This window comes from Streptomyces sp. NPDC050161, assembly GCF_044460025.1.
In the GTDB taxonomy this organism is placed as follows: domain Bacteria; phylum Actinomycetota; class Actinomycetes; order Streptomycetales; family Streptomycetaceae; genus Streptomyces.
Genome location: NZ_JBITJM010000016.1, coordinates 129,624 through 146,715 on the forward strand (window position 1 = coordinate 129,624; position 17,092 = coordinate 146,715).

Genomic DNA, 17,092 nt, shown 5'->3' on the forward strand with positions numbered 1-17,092 from the left:
CCCGAGGTGCCACGGTGAGCGCCCGGCCGCCGGTGATGGCGGCCCCCGCAGCGACCTCGCCGCCCCCCACTCCGGGCCGGTTCACTCCAGGTCGATTCACTTCAGGCCGATTCACTTCAGGTCGATCCGGAACACCTTGTCCGAGCCGGGGCCGCCGTCGCCGTTGTTGTCGGCGTTGGTCGTCGTCAGCCACAGCGTCTTCTTGCCCGGCACCGCCTCGACGGTGCGCAGCCGCCCGTAGTCCTTGGTGTAGTACGCCTTCGGGGTGCCCGCGGTGGTGCCGTCGACCGGGATGCGCCAGAGCCGCTGGCCGCGCAGCGCCGCCAGATAGAGCGCCCCGTCCGCGTATGCGACGGCGCTGGGTGAGGCTTCCTTGACCGGCCACTGGCGCTTCGGGCTGGTCATCCCGTCGGTCGAGCAGCTGCCCTCGCAGGTCGGCCAGCCGTAGTTCTTGCCCGGCTCGATGAGGTTCAGCTCGTCGTACTTGGCGTTGCCGAACTCGGCCTCCCACAGGTGGCCTTCGGCGTCCCAGGTGAGGCCCTGGGGGTTGCGGTGGCCGTAGGAGTAGACGAGGCTGCCGAACGGGTTGCCCGGCGCGGCCTTGCCGTCCGGCGTCATCCGCAGGATCTTGCCGTTGAGTGACTTCTTGTCCTGCGCCAGGTCGGGGGTCTGCGCCTCACCCGTCGTGGCGTAGAGGAAGCCGTCGGGGCCGAACTTGATGCGGCCACCGTTGTGGTACTTGTTCTTCTTGATCCCCTTGACCAGCACGGTGTAGTCGCCGAGCTTGCCGTCCTGGTACGTCAGCCGCGCGATGCGGTTGCCATCCGACGCGGTGTGCATCACGAAGACGTGGTGGTCGCTCTCCCAGTGCGGGGACACGGCGATACTCAGCAGACCGCCCTCGCCGTCCGTCGTCACCACCTCGGGCACCTTGCCGACCTCCTTCTTCGTCCCGTCCTGGGTGAGCGTGAAGACCTTGAAGGTGTCCCGCTCGGTGAGCAGCGCGGAGCCGTCGGGCAGCCAGCTCAGGCCCCACGGGATGGACCAGCCGTCCGAGACGGTCGCCGGTGTGCCGGGGGCGGAATCGGCCGTGGCCCGGTCGGCGGGGCGCGGCGGATGCGCGGGGCCCGCCGCTGCGGGGCCGGCTGCTCCGGCGGCGAGCAGCAGTCCGACGGCCACGGCGGACGCACCGAGGCTGCGGGGGGAGAGACGGTGGGGGCGGATGGGGATGCGCTTGCGCATGGGGGGCCTCCGGTCAGGAAGGTGCGGCAGGACATGCCCTGGGGGAGCGGTGAACGGTGAGCCGGGACGCACGGGCGGGCGGACGCCCCGTCCGGGCGGCGTCGGCGGGGCGGACCACCCGGAAGCTGATAGGAAAGTTTCCTGTTTGTTGACTGGCGGGGAACCTACTGCGGGCTCCGGGCACCGTCAAGAGACCGGGCGCGGGCGTGCGGAGCGCACGGCCACCTCCAAAGTTCCCCGTCCCGACGGGAGTTACCGCACACGCCCTGGAAGCCACGGACGGCGGACGCCGACCGGAAGAAGTTTCCACGACCGCGGACCGGACCCCACAAACGCCTCCCACCAGGGGAGTTGACGCACACGGAAGCGCCGGGGAACGCCCCGCGACGCCGCGTGGACCGGCCCCATGCCGCCCGGCCCCATTGACGGCGGCGCTCATGGGCGGTGATTCTGCGGTGCGGTACGGAGCGTCACGGCGCGGCGGGGCGCCGGCCCGCTTCCGTCGGCGCCGCACCTCCGGCTGCCCGCGCGCCAACACCCCTGCGTGAAAGGGGATTTGGGCGCAACGGCGGACCGGTGCCGGGTGACCGGCGCGGCGACGCCCGGAGCGCGGCGCCGCCATGCCGGAAACGCTCCGTCTCCCCCCAACCACCTGCTCCAGCGAAGGGCGGACCCCCATGACCAGCCTCCAGGCCGTACCCACCGCGCACCGCGCGCCGCACACCCCGCAGGCCGACGCACCGAAGGACGCGCCCCGTTCGCACGATGCCGGAACCCGGACCGCGACCGCCTGGCGCACCCCCGGCTACACCGTGATCGACACCGCGCTCGAAGTCACCGCGTACCGGCTCGCCGACCGCTGACCGCCGCCGCATGCTGCTCAAGGTGCTCGGCACCGCGGCGGGCGGCGGCGTGCCCCAGTGGAACTGCGCGTGCCCCGGATGCGCCGGGGCACGCGCCCACCCGGAACGCCGTCGCCGCCACGCGTCACTCGCCGTACGGGCCGACGAAGGTCAGTGGTTCCTGATCAACGCCACCCCCGACATCGCCGACCAGATCGAAGCCACCCCCCAACTCCACCCCGGCCCCGCCGCCCGCCGCACCCCGGTGCGCGGACTGATCCTCACCGACGCCGAACTCGACCACACCCTCGGCCTCGCCAGGCTCCGCGAGGCCGACCGCGTCGACGTCCTCGCCACCGCCCCGGTCCGCAGGGCACTGTGCGAACGGCTGCACCTGGCCGACGTACTCGGGCCGTACACCGACCTCACCTGGCGCGAGCTGGGACCTGACCCGCTGCCGCTCACGGACACCGGCACCGGCATCGAGATCAGCGCCCTGCCCGTCTCGGCCAAACGCCCCCGCTACGCGGCCGGTCCTCCGGTGGCCGACGCCGACGATCCGACCTGGGTGATCGCCCTGCGGCTGCACGACCCCGCCACCGGGGGCACCGCCGTGTACGCCCCGTGCCTGAGCACCTGGCCACCGGGGCTCGACGCGGCACTCGCCGACGCCGACTGCGTCCTGCTCGACGGCACCTTCTGGGACGACGACGAGCCACACCGCAGCGGCTTCTCCACCCGGAGCGCCACCGCCATGGGCCACCTCCCCATCGACGGCCCGCACGGCACCGCCCACCGCCTCGCCCCCCTGCGCGCCCGCTGCCTCTACACCCACCTCAACAACACCAACCCGCTCACCGACCCCGGCGCACCACAGCACGGGCACCTCGCCGCACGGGGCCTCGCCGTCGCGGTGGAAGGGATGGAGATCGCACTGTGAACGGCCTGCCGGGAACCCCGCCCCGCCCCGCGTCCCAGGCGGTACGGGCCTCGTTCGAGGAACGTCTGCGTGCCGTCGCACGCGAGCACTACCACGACCGTCATCCCTTCAACATCCGTATGCACGAAGGGCAGTTGACACCAGACGAGCTGCGTCGCTGGATCCGTAACCGGTTCCACTACCAGCGCCACATTCCCGTCAAGGACGCCCTGATCACCGCGAAGCTCGACACCCCCGCACTGCGCCGGATGTGGCTGCGCCGGATCCGTGACCACGACGGCGACCGGGAGGGCGAGGGCGGCATCGAGCGCTGGCTGCGGCTCGGCGAGGCCGCCGGTATCGACCGTGCGCTGCTGCTCGACGCCTCCGGCGTGCTGCCCGGCGTCCGGCTGGCCGTCGACGGCTATGTGAACTTCTGCCGCCTGCGCTCGCCGCTGGAAGCTGTCGCCGCATCTCTCACCGAACTGTCGGCCCCGGACATCATGCGCACCCGGATCGACGCCTTCGAACGCCACTACCCGTGGATCGAGCAGGACGGCCTGACCTACTTCCGCGACCGGCAGGGCCAGGGCCGCCGGGACAGCAAGGAGGCGCTCGCCCTGGTCATCGACGGAGCCAGGACCGCCGAAGACCAGGACCTGGCCGTCGCCGCCCTCGCCTTCAAATGCGAGGTGCTCTGGGCCCTCCTGGACGCCGTCGAACGCGGCGGCCGGCCGCAGACAGGGGCGGAACAGGGGGTGCAGCCATGACCGCCTGGCATCCGGGCCCCGCCCCCGGCGTCCTCCTGCGCGCCGACCGGGTGCGCGGCGTCGACCTGCTGCTCCTGCCCGAGCGGGTCGTGGTGCTCGACGGGTCGGCGGGTGAGGTGCTGCGTCTGTGCGACGGCACCCGCGACGTCCCGCAGATCGTCCGGGAGCTGACCGCCCGTCACCCCGGCGCGCCCGTCGCCGCCGAGGTGCCCGCCTTCCTCGACCGGATACGGAAGGAGGGCTGGCTGCGATGACCGCACCGCCCGCCCCCGGCGCCCCGGCGGCGGACACAGGACCCGTACCGCCGCCCTGGGCACTGCTCGCCGAGCTGACCCACGCCTGCCCGCTGCACTGCACCTACTGCTCCAATCCCGTCGAACTCACCCGCCGCAGCCGGGAATTGACCCTCGCCGAATGGCAGGACACGTTCCGGCAGGCCGCCGATCTGGGTGTGGTGAGTGCCCACCTCTCCGGCGGTGAGCCGCTGCTGCGCCGGGACCTGACGGAGATCGTCGCGGCGGCCGACGGCGCCGGGATCCACACCCAGCTGATCACCAGCGGCGTCGGCCTCACCCGCGACCGGCTGGCCCGCCTCACGGGCGCCGGACTGCGCAGCGTCCAGCTCTCCGTCCAGCACGCCGACCCGGCCCACGGCGACCGGATCGCGGGCCACCGCGCCCACGCGGCCAAGGAACGCGCCGCGGCTCTCGTCACGGACGCCGGACTGCCCCTCGGCCTCAACGTCGTGCTCCACCGCCACAACCTCGGCGCCCTCGACGCGCTGATCGACCTCGCTCCCGCCTGGGGCGCGGACCGCATCGAACTCGCCAACACCCAGTTCTACGGCTGGGCACTCCTCAACAAGGCCGAACTCCTGCCCACCCGCGCGCAGTTGGTCGATGCCGAAGCGACCGTACGGTGCCGACGGCAGCAGCTCGACGGCCGCGTCGAGATCATCTGGGTCGTCCCCGACCACTTCGACGGCACCGCCAAACCCTGCATGGGCGGCTGGGGCGCCGTCTCGCTCACCGTCACCCCCGACGGCACGGTCCTGCCCTGCCCGGCCGCCGCCGCCATCCCAGGACTCGACCCGCCCGGCGTCCGCGACCGGCCGCTGCGCTGGATCTGGGAGCGCTCCACGGCCTTCACCCGCTACCGGGGCACCGACTGGATGCGCGACCCCTGCCGCAGCTGCGCCCTGCGCGAGCGGGACTTCGGCGGCTGCCGCTGCCAGGCGTACGCCCTCACCGGGGACGCCGCCGCCACCGACCCGGCCTGCCGCCACTCCCCGCACCACAGCCTCGTCCGCGACCTGGTGGACGCGCCCGCGCCACCAGCCCAGGCACTGGGCCGCCCCCGCCGGCCCGGCCACCCGTCCCGCAGAGTGGAGACCCCCTGATGGACCGCACCGCACCACAGCCCCGCCACCGGATGCGGCGCCGCCGCGCCCTGCTGACCGCATCGGCGGCGACCCTCCTCATCGCCGCCACGACCGGCGCCGCGGCCGGCACACCTGCCGACGCGCCCCGCCGGGCCGCCCCGAAGGCCGCTCCGTCGATGGCCGCCGCGCCCTACGAGTACCTCGGCTGGGGCGACCCGCAGCCGCCCACCGAGGTGATGGCGGCGACCGGCACCAAGTGGTTCACCCTCGCCTTCATCCTCTCCGACGGCGGCTGCAACCCCGCCTGGGACGGCAACCGGCCGCTGACCGGCGGCAGCGACCAGGCCGCCATCGACGCGATCCGCGCCAAGGGCGGCGACGTCGTCATCTCGGCGGGCGGCTGGAGCGGCGCCAAGCTGGGCGAGAAGTGCGACAGCGCCGACGCCCTGGCCGGCGCGTACCAGAAGGTGATCGACGCGTACCGGCTCAAGGCGCTCGACATCGACATCGAGGACACCGAAATGAGCAACGCGACGGTGCGCCAGCGCGTCGTCGACGCCCTGAAGAAGGTCAAGGCCGCCAACCCGGGCCTGGTCACGTACGTCACCATGGGCACCACCCCCGAGGGGCCGAACGACGACGGCAAGGATCTCATCAGGCGCGGCGCCAAGGCGGGTCTCGACAACGACGGCTGGGTGATCATGCCGTTCGACTTCGGCGGCCACAGCGGCACCATGGGCGAGGCCACCGTCAGCGCGCTCGACGGCCTCGCAGCCGAGGTCAAGTCCGCCTACGGCTACAGCGAGGCGGACGCCTACCGCAGGACCGGTGTGTCCTCCATGAACGGCCACACCGACCAGGCCGACGAGAACGTCACCCTCGACGACTTCCGCACCATCCTCGACCATGCCCGCACCCACCACCTCGCCCGCTTCGCCTTCTGGGCCGTCAACCGCGACCGGCCCTGCGGCTCCGGCGGCAACGCCGGCGACAACTGCAGCGGCGTGGACCAGGAGCCGTATGCCTACACCAAGATCGTGGCCCAGTACGAGGGTTGAGTCTCCAGCACTGTGGACCGGGTGGGAACGGAGCGATAACTGCTTTTTGTTCCGATGTAGTTCTGGTGCAAGGAGTAAAGATTTGGCCCTTTCGGCTGTGTTTTTCGAAATGCCTGCGTAAAGTGCGTAGGCATGCTTGCTGAGTTATCGACGGTCGGCGCGAGAGGACGCGTTCTCCGTTTGTTCACGACCGTGGCCTTCGTCGGAGGCGTCGGGATGTCCGGAGCCGGTTCCGCTGTCTCGGAAGCGGCTCCGCGGACCTTTCACTACACCTGTTCGTACCGACTGATCGGTGACCATCCGATGGCGGCATCGGTCGTGTGGAACGCGCCGCACACACACGTGGTCGGCCGGGCCACGCCCCGTTCACCCATCAACACCGCGGCGACGGTCAGTTCCGCCGTCACGCAGGCGCTCCGCCTCGCCGGTGCGGCAACCGTCGACGGCATCGCCGACGTGAGCGCCGTCGTGGCCTCACCACAGGGCGACATCCCCATGTCCATGCGACTCAAGGTGCCGGTGACCAAGGTCCCGGGTTCCGGTGCACTGACCGTCAAAGCGAGTGGGACGCTGCCTTCGCTCGTTTTCCGCAAGCCGGGAGAAGGAAAGGTCATTGTCGGCGGGATTGCCATGCACATCACGCCGAGAGACGCGAGTGGCGACGAGACCGCATTGGGCAAGGTCGACTCGACATGCGCTTTGAATTCCGGTCAGGACGGTGTTCTGGCGGCATTCAAGATCCGGCCGGCCGATCCGCGTCCGACACCCTCGCCGACGCAGGGGAAACCCACGGCCGAGCCGGGCGGGTCGGGGGGAACCGGCGGATCGGGCGGAGCGGGTGGACCGGGTGGGTCAGGTGGATCGGGGGGACCGGGCGGGCCGGGCGGATCGGAGGGAACGGCCGGGCCGGACGCGTCGGGTTCCGGACGGCCCACCTCCGCAGCCCCGGACGCCGACCCGTCGGGCACCGCGAGCGGCAAGGCGGATCCCCCGGCCGACGGCGTCCCGACCAGTGCTTCCCCCACCGCCGCCGCGACCGGCGGCTCGGACCTCGCCGCCCCGCTCCGCGCGGTCATCGGCGTCCTCGCCGTAGGAGCCGTGGCAGGTGCCGCCGCATGGGGAGGCGTCTGGTGGCGCAGGCGGCACCGGACCGACGCCGACGGGCCGGAGGGCCGACATGGCTGACGTCCCGTCTGCCGGCGCCGGGCCTTCGGTGCACAACGAAGTGAGCGGCTCCACCACCGGGCCGGTGATCCAGGCCGAAAAGATCGAGGTGGTGAACGTCGGCGGCGCCCCGGAGCGGGCACCGCAGGGCGAGCTGGCCAAGACCGCCGACACACTCGCCGCCGCGGTGGAGGAACGCTGGCAGCACGAGGAGGAACGACGGAAGATCCAGGACCCCAGACCACTGCCGGTGCGCTGGAAGACCGCGCGCAAGGGCCTGATGGACCGCTGGGAGAACATCCGCCGGACGCCCTACGGGGAAACGGCCGAACCCCTGGACCTGGACGGGTCGTTGGACCGGATCACCGAGATCTACGAAAAGGTCCCTTCCCGCCGCCTTGTGGTGCTGGGCCGGGCCGGCTCGGGAAAGACCATCCTGGGCCTGCGGTTCGTGCTGGACCGGCTGGAGGTCCGCGACCCCGGCGAACCCGTTCCCGAGATCTTCAGCCTCGGATCGTGGAACCCCACCACCGACTCGCTGGTGGACTGGCTGAGCAGCCAACTGATCCGTGACCAGCCGGGCTTGACCACGATCGGCGACGACGGCAGGACGCTGGCCGCCGCACTGGTCGCGCGGGGCTACATCCTGCCCGTCCTGGACGGATTCGACGAGATCGCCGAGCGCCTCCGCCCCGCCGCGCTGAAGGAACTCTCCCGCCTCAGCCTGATGCCGCTGGTCATGACCAGCCGTTCCGACGAATACGCCGCCGCGAAGCGGAAGAGCGCCAGAGGTCTGACGCACGCCGCCGCCGTCGAGCTGACCGATCTCACCTTGAAGGACTCAGGGGAGTACCTGGTTCTCAGCAGCGCCGAGGACGACATGCCCGGATGGGCCGACGTACTGGCCGAGCTCCGCAACCGACCGGAAGCCCCCCTCGCCGCGGTGCTGGCCACCCCCTTGATGGTCTCCCTCGCCCGCACCATCTACAGCGAGACCGACGAGACCGACGAGAGCGAGCACGAGCACGGGAGTGAGCGGGACGAGCCGAGGCGCAGCCCGGCAGCGCTGCTGACCGACGACCGGTTCACCACCCGCGAGAGCCTTGAGGACCATCTCCTGAGCAGCTTCCTGCCGTCGGTCTACGAGCGGCGGCCGGGCGACCGGCGTACCGCGTCCACCCGGAAATGGAACCCGCAGCGCGCCCAACGCTGGCTCGGCTACCTCGCGGGCCACCTGAAGCAGCTCGACACCCCGGACCTCGCCTGGTGGAAACTCGGCACCTCGATGAGCCGCACGTCGCGCACCGCCCTGATCGCGTTCCTCGCGGGGCTGTCCTTCGCGGTCGTCACCTGCATCGGCAACATCCCCATCGACCTGATCGCCACCTCACACGGGCTGGAGTTCGCGATCCGGCGCGGGGTCGTTGTCGGACTTCTGCACGGGCTCGTGACGGGAGGGGCGTTCGGCTTTGTCTACTGGCTCGCCGACGGCAGTGAGCTGCTCAAACCCTCGCCCGTACAGGTCCGTCTCTTCGGCCGTCCACAGCACCTGGGCGCACGGTTCTCCGCCAGGGTCATGACGCGGGTCATGACCGGAGTCCTGATCGGTTTCGCGGTCGCGTTGGCGCTCCTGCTCGTCGACAGACTCGCCGTACCGCGGCTCGGGCTCGATGACGGGCTCGGGGGCGGGCTGCTGTCCGCGCTCGTCTTCCCGCCCGAGGTCGGCCTGTCGGGAGGGATCGTACTCGGGATCATGACCTGGCTGGAGATCCCGCTCAAGGTGGAGGCCGCAGCACGCTGCGCCGACCTGCTGCGGTCGAACCGCGCGAACGTGATCTCCCATCTCCTGGTCTGGGCACTCGTACTCGGACTCGTGGCCGGACTCGTCGGCAGCATCACCGCCGACCCCATCAGCAGCCTCCAACTCGGCCTGGCCTTCGGCATCGAAGGCGCCTTCGGCGCCGGAATCGGCTACGGCCTCTGCCTCACCGCCTGGGGCCAGTGGGTCGCACTCGCCCGCATCTGGCTCCCCCTGACGGGCCGACTGCCCTGGAGACTGGTCACGTTCCTGGAAGACGCCTGCAAACGAGGCGCCCTGCGCAGGGCCGGAGCGGTGTACCAGTTCCGCCACGCGCGCCTCCAGGATCACCTCACCGGGACGCGCAAGGCGGTCGAGGAGGGCTGAACCGACAGCAGGGGCCCCGCCGGTCGCACGGCCCCAACGGCCCGTGGCGGCACCGGCCTTGCGCTCCGGGCGGGTCAGAGCCGGCCGACCCCGCCGTAGTAGCCGACGCCGCGGGCGTCGTCCGGCAGCGGCCCGTCCGGCCGCCAGAAGGGGACCTGGACCAGGCCGGGTTCCACGAGGTCGAAGCCGTCGAAGAACCGCAGGATCTCGGCGTGACTGCGCAGCTTCAGGGCGGCGGTTGAGCTGTTGTACACGGCCTCGGCGTCGGTACGGTCGCGATAGATGTCGTTGGCGGTGTGCGACAGCATCAGGTAGCTGCCGGCCGGAAGCGCGTCGCGCAGGGTGGCGACGATGCCCCAGGGGTCCTGGGCATCGGCGATGAAGTGCGTGATGGCGACGAGGGACAGCCCCACCGGCCGGTCGAAGTCGATCACCCTGCGGACGTCGGGGTGGTCGATGATGGCCTGCGGATCGTGCAGATCGGCCATCACGATGCTGGTGTTGCCGACGCCCCGGCCGGCCATCAGCGCGTTGGCGTGCACGTTCACGATGGGGTCGTTGTCGACGTAGGCGACTCGGACATCGGGCGCGATGCCGTGCGCGACCTCGTGGACGTTCGGCGAGGTGGGCAGGCCCGTGCCGATGTCGAGGATCTGCCGGATGCCGTTGTCGACGAGGAAGCGGACCGCCCGCTGCATGAAGGCGCGGTTCTCCCTGACGCTCACGAGTACTTCGGGGGCGGTTTCCATGACGCGGTGCGCCGCGATCCGGTCGACCTCGTAATTGTCCTTGCCGCCGAGGAAGTAGTCGTACATGCGGGCCGGATGCGCCCTGCTGGTGTCGATCTCCTCGGCGGGGGTGCCGCGGTCGGCCATGGAAACGCTCCGTTCGCTGGTGCCACTCGTGTGTTCCCGGGCGCGGGTCATCCCCTCGCCCTTCAGGACCGCACGGCCGCAGATGCTTGTCCCCGGACGCGGGCGGCACGTGTGAGGAGGAGAATACTTGTTGCCATGATCACCGATGCCGGAGGGATGATCACGGCACGGCCGCCGGGACCGTCAGGACCGGCCCTTGGGGATGTCCGGCATCCGCAGTCCGGCGACGACCTTGTTGTAGAAGGCCGTTGGCTCGTCTCCCTCGACCTCCTTCCCGGGGCCTCGTGCCCAGACGTACAGGGAGTACTCGACCTCGGAGTCCTTGGTGATGACCTTGAGTTGGAGACCGCGGCTGAGGATGCCCGCGGCCTTGTCGCCCGGGGCGTAGTACCGGGCGTCGAGCGTGGAGGCCGGCCGGCCGCCGAACGTGGCGTGGTCGTTGAGCGTGTAGTTGCGGAGTTCGCGGCCCTCGGCGCGGTAGAAGCCGGCGAGGTCGTTGGCCGTGCCTTCGCCCGGTGTGGCGTCGGCGGTGTGCGGATTCCGGTAGATCTGGATCCTGAACTGGAGCCCGGGAGGCTGCTTTTCCCCCACGGTCGTGGTGCCGAAGTCAGGCGACTGGTACTGGACCGCGGGGTTCACGGCGTCGTCCGGCGTACCACGCTGGTATCCGACGGGTGCGGGCAAGCTGACCCGCGCCTCGGTCTCGTGGACCGTCTGCCAGCGCGCGGGCATCGCGGCCGGGCCGTTGTAGGGCGGTGCCTCGGGCGACAGGACGAACGCCAGGACCGGCACCGTGAGCGCCGCCGCTGCGATCACGACAGTGACCACCCGCCCCCGTGTGGTGCGGTACCACCGTCGGCGTACGGCCCCGCCGTCGGGGATCCGCAGGACGGGGGCGGCGGTCTCCTGCTCCGGTGGCCGTCCGTCGGTCCGCTGCGGCTCCAGCGCCTGCGCGTGCGCCACCGTGTGCGCCACCGCGTTGAGCGCTTCCCTGACCTGCGCGGCGTCCGGACGCGCCGAAGGTTCCTTGTGCAGCAGCGCGGTGATCAGGGGGGACAGCGCCCCGGATCGCGTCGGGGTCGGCGGGCTCTCGTCCCGCACGGCAAGCATCGTCGTGATCGAACTCGACCGCCGGAAGGGCGACCAGCCCTCCACCGTGACGAAGAGCAGCACCCCCAGCGACCACATGTCCGACGCGGGGTCCGGGCGTATGCCGGACACCCGCTCCGGCGCGATGTACTGCGGTGACCCGATGATCGCGCCGGTCTCCGTCAGCGACGCGGCGCCCTCGACGTAGGCGATGCCGAAGTCGGTGAGCATCACCCGGCCGTCCTCGGCGAGCAGCACGTTGGCGGGCTTGACGTCGCGGTGCAGCACACCCGCCGCGTGCACCGCGGCCAGTGCGTCGATCACCTCCAGGCCGATCCGCGCGGCCTCCGGCGGGGCGAGCGTGCCCTCGTCGAGCAGGTCGGCCAGGGAGCGTCCCCGCACCAACTCCATGACGAGCCAGGGCCTTCCCTCGTCCATGACGACGTCGTGCAGCGTCACGACGTTGGGGTGGGTGACGCTGGCGACGGCCCGCGCCTCCCGCAGCATCCGGTCCAGGAACCGTTGGCCTTCGGCCTCGGAAAGGCTGTTGGGGATCCGCGGCTCCTTGACCGCGACGTCCCGGTGCACCCGCTCGTCGCGAGCCCGCCAGACGGTGCCCATGCCGCCGTGGCCAAGCCGTTCCACGAGCCGGTACCGTCCGGCGACCATCCGGCCGTCGCCTTCCCGGCCGACAGCCCCGGCACCGGCATCCCCCGCGCCTCCGTTGCCCGCGTCCACCGTCGTCGCTCCCTTGGTCAGCTGCCCGCGTACCCGAGCAATGTAATGGCTCCGCCGTACGGTGACGGCTCAGGCCCGAGTGCGGCAGGCGGATGGGCAAGTGCAGGGGGTGGGCGGGGGAGAGGGCCGCGATGGGAGACGGTGCCGGCCCGGGAATTCCCCGGCGCCGAGCCGTCCGCCACCGGCCGCACCGCTCCCACGCGAGCGCGGCTCGGGACCGCACGGGGACGGCCTGCCGCGCGTCGGCTCTACGGCCGCGTCGCCGTTTCCTCCGGTCCGGTGACCGTGACCTGTGCGGGGCGCAGGAGCTGCTGTCCGACGCGGTAGCCGCGGCGCAGCAGGACGGTGCAGGTCGGCCGGTCGACAGCGTCGGACACCTCGTGGGTGACGGCCTCGTGCCGGGTGGGGTCGAAGGAGTCGCCAGGCGCTCCGACGGTCTCCAGGCCGAGCGCGCCGAGCCGGTCTTCCAGCAGCTCGGCGACCGCCTTCAGGCCGCCGGTCAGTTCGCCCTGTTCCCGTGCCCGGTCGATGGCGTCCAGTACGGGAAGCAGTCCGGTGAGGGCGTTGGCGACCGCGATCTCCCGGACCGCCAGGCGGTCGCGCTGTACGCGCTTGCGGTAGTTGTCGTAATCGGCTTTGAGGCGTTGCAGGTCAGCGGTGCGCTCGGCGAGCCGCGTGGCGAGCGCGGCGTCCTGGCCTTCCCCGGCCGGGGCGGTTCCGTGGGCGGTGCCTTCCGGCCCCGGAACGGCCACCGGGTCGGTGCGCCGGTTGTCGCGTACCGGGACGGGGAGTTGCTGCCGTGGCGGCCGGGAGACAGGCGTCCGGTTCATCCTGCACCTCCCTTGTCCCGTTCGTCATCGACGATCTCCGCGTCGACGACCTCGTCCGCTCCGCCGTCCGGCCGGTCCCGGGAGGCGGATCCGGTGTCACCCGCGGCGCCCTGGGCCTGGGCGTAGAGGGCGTTGCCGATCTTCTGCGAGACCGCCGCCGCCTTGTCCATGGCGGCACGGACCGCGGCACTGTCCTCGCCCTTCAGCTTCTCCCTGACGTCTGCCAGGGCGTCTTCCGTCTCGGCCTTCACCTCGTCGGGGATCTTGTCGGCGTTGTCGGCCAGCAGCTTCTCCGTCTGGTAGACGAACTGCTCGGCCTGGTTGCGGGTCTCGGCGGACTCGCGGCGCTGCCGGTCCTCCTCGGCATGCGCTTCGGCCTCCCGCATCATGCGATCGATCTGGTCCTTGGGCAGTGAGGAGCCGCCGGTGACGGTCATCTTCTGTTCCCTGCCGGTGCCCAGGTCCTTCGCGGTCACGTGCATGATGCCGTTGGCGTCGATGTCGAAGGAGACCTCGATCTGCGGCAGACCGCGCGGGGCCGGCGGCAGACCGGTCAGGTCGAACCTCCCGAGCATTTTGTTGTACGCCGCGATTTCGCGTTCGCCCTGGTAGACCTGGATCTGCACGGACGGCTGGTTGTCATCGGCCGTCGTGAAGACCTCGGACCGCTTGGTCGGGATCGTCGTGTTCCGCTCGATGAGCTTCGTCATGATCCCGCCCTTGGTCTCAATACCGAGGGACAGCGGGGTCACGTCGAGGAGCAGGACGTCCTTGACCTCACCCTTGAGGACACCGGCCTGGAGAGCGGCGCCGATGGCGACGACCTCGTCCGGGTTCACGCCTTTGTGCGGATCCTTGCCGGTCAGCTCACGGACCAGACCGGTCACCGCCGGCATGCGGGTGGAACCGCCCACCAGAATCACGTGGTTGATGTCCGGGACACTGATCCCCGCGTCCTCGACCGCGTTGTGGAACGGGCCCTTGCAGCGGTTGAGCAGATCGGCGGTGAGATGCTCGAACTGCGCCCGGGTGAGCTTCTCGTCCAGGTGCAGCGGGCCCTCGGCGGATGCGGTGATGTACGGCAGGTTGATCGCCGTCTCGGTCGCGGACGACAGCTCGATCTTCGCCTTCTCCGCGGCCTCGCGCAGCCGCTGGGTGGCCATCTTGTCCTGCGCCAGATCGATCCCGTAGGCGTTCTTGAACTGCTGGGTCAGGTGGTCGACGATCCGCTGGTCCCAGTCGTCACCGCCCAGATGCGTGTCGCCGTTGGTGGACTTCACCTCCACCAGCCCTTCGCCGATCTCCAGGAGGGACACGTCGAAGGTGCCGCCGCCGAGGTCGAAGACCAGGATCGTCTGGTCGTTCTCCTTGTCCAGGCCGTACGCGAGCGCGGCGGACGTCGGCTCGTTGATGATCCGCAGCACCTTCAGACCGGCGATTTCCCCGGCTTCCTTGGTGGCCGTGCGCTGACTGTCGTTGAAGTAGGCAGGGACGGTGATCACCGCGTCCGTCACGTCCTCACCGAGGTACGTCTCGGCGTCGCGCTTCAGCTTCTGCAGCACCCGCGCCGAGATCTCCTGCGCCGTGTACTGCTTGCCGTCGATGTCACCGCTGTCAGGGAAGCGCCACTGCGCCTCGCCCATGTGCCGCTTCACCGACCGCGCCGTGCGCTCGACGTTCGTCACCGCCTGCCGCTTGGCGACCTCGCCGACCAGCACCTCACCCTTCTTGGCGAAACCGACCACCGACGGGGTGGTGCGGGCACCCTCCGTGTTGGTGATGACCGTCGGCTCGCCGCCTTCGAGTACGGCGACGACGGAGTTGGTCGTCCCCAGGTCAATGCCCACTGCCCGTGTCATCACGCGCTCCTTTCAGAGCGGATCGCACGCGTCACACACCGTCGGCAGCGCTCGGAGCAGGGCACCGGCCTCCTCACGGCACGCGTCCACGGGCATGACGACACCCTCTATTTAACGCGCGTCCGCACACTTCACAAAAGCCAGCTATCCATGACATACAGGCAATAAAAGGCGGCTTAATGTATGGCTCCTTGCATTAGCAGTCGGTCGCTGCCATAGTCACTTAACGCAGGTTCACTTACATTAAGGAGCGTTCCTCATGAAGCAGCTGCTCTTCCACGAGAACGAGAGCTTCTGGTTCGAAACGCTGCGGTTGCTGGGGCACAGCGCCTACGGCGGTGCGGACTTCGGAGAGGTTCTGTACACGGCCGGCCGGATCACGGCCGGCGACTACGACAGCTGGTACGACGAGTGGTCCGCGACCGCGGAGCGCCTGTGGAAGGTGGCCGTCGAGGCGCAGCGCGGCGGCCATGCCGTCACCGCACGGGACACCTACCTGCGCGCGTCGAACTACTACCGCACCGCGGAGTTCTTCCTGCACGGCGACCCCGGCGACCCCCGGATCCGGACGGCGTACGACAGGTCCATCGACGCCTACCACCGCTTCGTGGACCTGTCAGAGCCCACCATCGAGCGGGTCGAGGTGCCGTACGAGAACACGACGCTGCCGGGCTACTTCTACCCGAGTCCGCTGCCCGGCCGTCAGCCGCTGATCGTGATGCACAACGGATTCGACGGCACGGCCGAGGAGTTGAGGTTCCTCGGCGCGCTCGCGGCGCAGGAGCGCGGCTACCACGTGCTGTGCTTCGACGGCCCGGGGCAGCCCGGCACGCGGCACTCCCAGGGACTGCTGTTCAGGCCCGACTGGGAGAAGGTCGTCGGCCCCGTGATCGACTACGCGCTCGGCCGGCCGGAGATCGACCCCGACAAGATCAGCCTTTACGGGGTCAGCCTCGGCGGGGAGCTGTGCGTCCGGGCCGCCGCCTTCGAACCGAGGCTGAAGGCGGTCATCGCCAACGACGGGGTGTACGACCTCGGCGCCTTCGCCATGAAGTTCGTCGGAGGTGACCGCGCGGAGGCCGAGCGGGCGCTGACCGCCGAGTCGGCGCCCGAGACCGACGCCGCCATCGCCGCCGTGATGCGGAGCAACCCCAGTGCCCGCTGGGCGTTCGAACACGGGCAGTTCGTGATGGGCGGCGCCACGCCACGGGAGTTCGCGGCGCGGATGCTGGACTACCACCTGCGCGACGGGATCGCGGAACGCGTGACCTGCGCCGTGCTGGTGTGCGAGGCGGCCGACGACCTGTTCTTCGAGGGCCAGCCCGAGCAGGTCCACCACGCGCTGACCACGTCGGACAAGACCCTGCTGCGATTCACCGAAGAAGAGGGCGCCGACGCCCACTGCCATTTCGGCGCGCAGCGCTACGCGTTCGGCAAGATGCTCGACTGGCTCGACGGCCGCACTCCGGTCAACCGCTGAACGGAACTCCGGTTCCCTGGCCGGGCCGCGCGGCGGCCAGGGCACGGTCGACGAGCATCTCGACGTCGTCGGGGGACGCGTAGCCCCACAGGGCCCGGAGGTAGAGCGGCGCCAGGATCAGGTCGAGCACCATCTCCACCGTCGGCGGGGTGCCGCCCTTCTCGGTCTCGCGGTCCAGTGCGCTCTGGATCTGCTCGACACGGCTTTGGAGGTAGTCCCTCGCGTACAGCGGAGTGTCCTCGGTAGGGGCGCCGAACGCGGGGGACACGGCGGCGGCCAGCGCTTTGAAGAAGACGAACCCGTCGCCCCGGTGCAGCTGCGCGGCGACGGCCTTCGCCCAGGTGAGCAGGTCGGCGCGGAGTTCACCTGTGCCGGGGAAGGGCGCTTCCTCGTTCAACTGGGCCGTGGCGACGTCGAGCACGAGCGATTCGATGGAACCCCAGCGGCGGTAGATCGTGACCTCGTGCACGCCGGAGAGTTCGGCGACCTCCCGCGCGGTGAGGTCCGTTCTGCCGTCGGCGAGGAGTTCCCGCACGGCGTCGTGCACGGACGCACGCGTCCGCGCCGTGCGGCCACCGGGACGCCGCCGCGGAGCTGGGGTGGAAGCCGGGGACATGGGGTCAGGGTATCGGCTCCGGGGGAGGGACCTCTCGCGGAGTT

At 70.8% G+C, this 17,092-nt stretch carries 15 protein-coding genes; 9 read left to right on the plus strand and 6 right to left on the minus strand.

Annotated features, from left to right (window positions below; genetic code table 11):
- Window positions 1–111: 111 nt before the first annotated feature.
- Complete coding sequence (locus tag ACIBK8_RS24780) at window positions 112–1,242, minus strand: PQQ-dependent sugar dehydrogenase (protein ID WP_399044041.1); 1,131 nt, start codon at window positions 1,240–1,242, stop codon at window positions 112–114.
- A gap of 677 nt (window positions 1,243–1,919) precedes the next feature.
- On the opposite strand from ACIBK8_RS24780, the gene ACIBK8_RS24785 reads away from it, so the two are divergent.
- The 8 genes from ACIBK8_RS24785 to ACIBK8_RS24820 all read left to right on the plus strand — a co-directional run bounded on the left by ACIBK8_RS24785 (window position 1,920) and on the right by ACIBK8_RS24820 (window position 9,561).
- Window positions 1,920–2,105 (plus strand): pyrroloquinoline quinone precursor peptide PqqA, encoded by a 186-nt coding sequence (locus ACIBK8_RS24785; protein WP_399044042.1) that lies wholly within the window; start codon window positions 1,920–1,922, stop codon window positions 2,103–2,105.
- Between the two features lie 10 nt (window positions 2,106–2,115).
- Complete coding sequence (gene pqqB, locus ACIBK8_RS24790) at window positions 2,116–3,024, plus strand: pyrroloquinoline quinone biosynthesis protein PqqB (protein ID WP_399044043.1); 909 nt, start codon at window positions 2,116–2,118, stop codon at window positions 3,022–3,024.
- Window positions 3,025–3,029: 5 nt separating this feature from the next.
- Entirely contained in the window at window positions 3,030–3,773 is a 744-nt protein-coding gene (gene pqqC, locus ACIBK8_RS24795; RefSeq protein WP_399044101.1) for a pyrroloquinoline-quinone synthase PqqC, read from the plus strand.
- On the plus strand, window positions 3,770–4,027 hold the full coding sequence (gene pqqD / locus ACIBK8_RS24800) for a pyrroloquinoline quinone biosynthesis peptide chaperone PqqD (protein WP_393686846.1): 258 nt from the start codon (window positions 3,770–3,772) through the stop codon (window positions 4,025–4,027). The genes pqqC and pqqD overlap by 4 nt, the downstream gene beginning before the upstream one ends.
- Entirely contained in the window at window positions 4,024–5,172 is a 1,149-nt protein-coding gene (gene pqqE / locus ACIBK8_RS24805; protein WP_399044044.1) for a pyrroloquinoline quinone biosynthesis protein PqqE, read from the plus strand. The genes pqqD and pqqE overlap by 4 nt, the downstream gene beginning before the upstream one ends.
- Entirely contained in the window at window positions 5,172–6,212 is a 1,041-nt protein-coding gene (locus ACIBK8_RS24810; RefSeq protein WP_399044045.1) for a chitinase, read from the plus strand. Before pqqE ends, ACIBK8_RS24810 begins: the two co-directional genes overlap by 1 nt.
- Before the next feature lie 132 nt (window positions 6,213–6,344).
- Window positions 6,345–7,397, plus strand: a complete 1,053-nt coding sequence (locus ACIBK8_RS24815) for a DUF6801 domain-containing protein (RefSeq protein ID WP_399044046.1) — start codon at window positions 6,345–6,347, stop codon at window positions 7,395–7,397.
- A complete protein-coding gene (locus ACIBK8_RS24820; RefSeq protein ID WP_399044047.1) occupies window positions 7,390–9,561 on the plus strand; it encodes an NACHT domain-containing protein in 2,172 nt (723 codons plus the stop codon). The genes ACIBK8_RS24815 and ACIBK8_RS24820 overlap by 8 nt, the downstream gene beginning before the upstream one ends.
- Window positions 9,562–9,635: 74 nt before the next feature.
- Here ACIBK8_RS24820 and ACIBK8_RS24825 read toward each other — a convergent pair whose 3' ends face one another.
- The 4 genes from ACIBK8_RS24825 to dnaK form a co-directional block, all read right to left on the minus strand.
- A complete protein-coding gene (locus ACIBK8_RS24825) occupies window positions 9,636–10,436 on the minus strand; it encodes an SAM-dependent methyltransferase (protein WP_399044048.1) in 801 nt (266 codons plus the stop codon).
- 183 nt (window positions 10,437–10,619) lie between these two features.
- Complete coding sequence (locus ACIBK8_RS24830) at window positions 10,620–12,263, minus strand: serine/threonine-protein kinase (RefSeq protein ID WP_399044049.1); 1,644 nt, start codon at window positions 12,261–12,263, stop codon at window positions 10,620–10,622.
- Between the two features lie 248 nt (window positions 12,264–12,511).
- Complete coding sequence (gene grpE, locus ACIBK8_RS24835; protein WP_399044050.1) at window positions 12,512–13,093, minus strand: nucleotide exchange factor GrpE; 582 nt, start codon at window positions 13,091–13,093, stop codon at window positions 12,512–12,514.
- Window positions 13,090–14,952, minus strand: a complete 1,863-nt coding sequence (dnaK, locus tag ACIBK8_RS24840; RefSeq protein WP_399044051.1) for a molecular chaperone DnaK — start codon at window positions 14,950–14,952, stop codon at window positions 13,090–13,092. The genes grpE and dnaK overlap by 4 nt, the downstream gene beginning before the upstream one ends.
- A 259-nt stretch (window positions 14,953–15,211) precedes the next feature.
- Between dnaK and ACIBK8_RS24845 the strand changes: the two genes are divergently transcribed.
- Window positions 15,212–16,432, plus strand: a complete 1,221-nt coding sequence (locus ACIBK8_RS24845) for an alpha/beta hydrolase family protein (RefSeq protein ID WP_399044052.1) — start codon at window positions 15,212–15,214, stop codon at window positions 16,430–16,432.
- On the opposite strand, the gene ACIBK8_RS24850 is transcribed toward ACIBK8_RS24845, so the two are convergent.
- A complete protein-coding gene (locus ACIBK8_RS24850) occupies window positions 16,422–17,048 on the minus strand; it encodes a TetR/AcrR family transcriptional regulator C-terminal ligand-binding domain-containing protein (protein WP_399044053.1) in 627 nt (208 codons plus the stop codon). The genes ACIBK8_RS24845 and ACIBK8_RS24850 overlap by 11 nt on opposite strands.
- Between the last annotated feature and the right edge of the window lie 44 nt (window positions 17,049–17,092).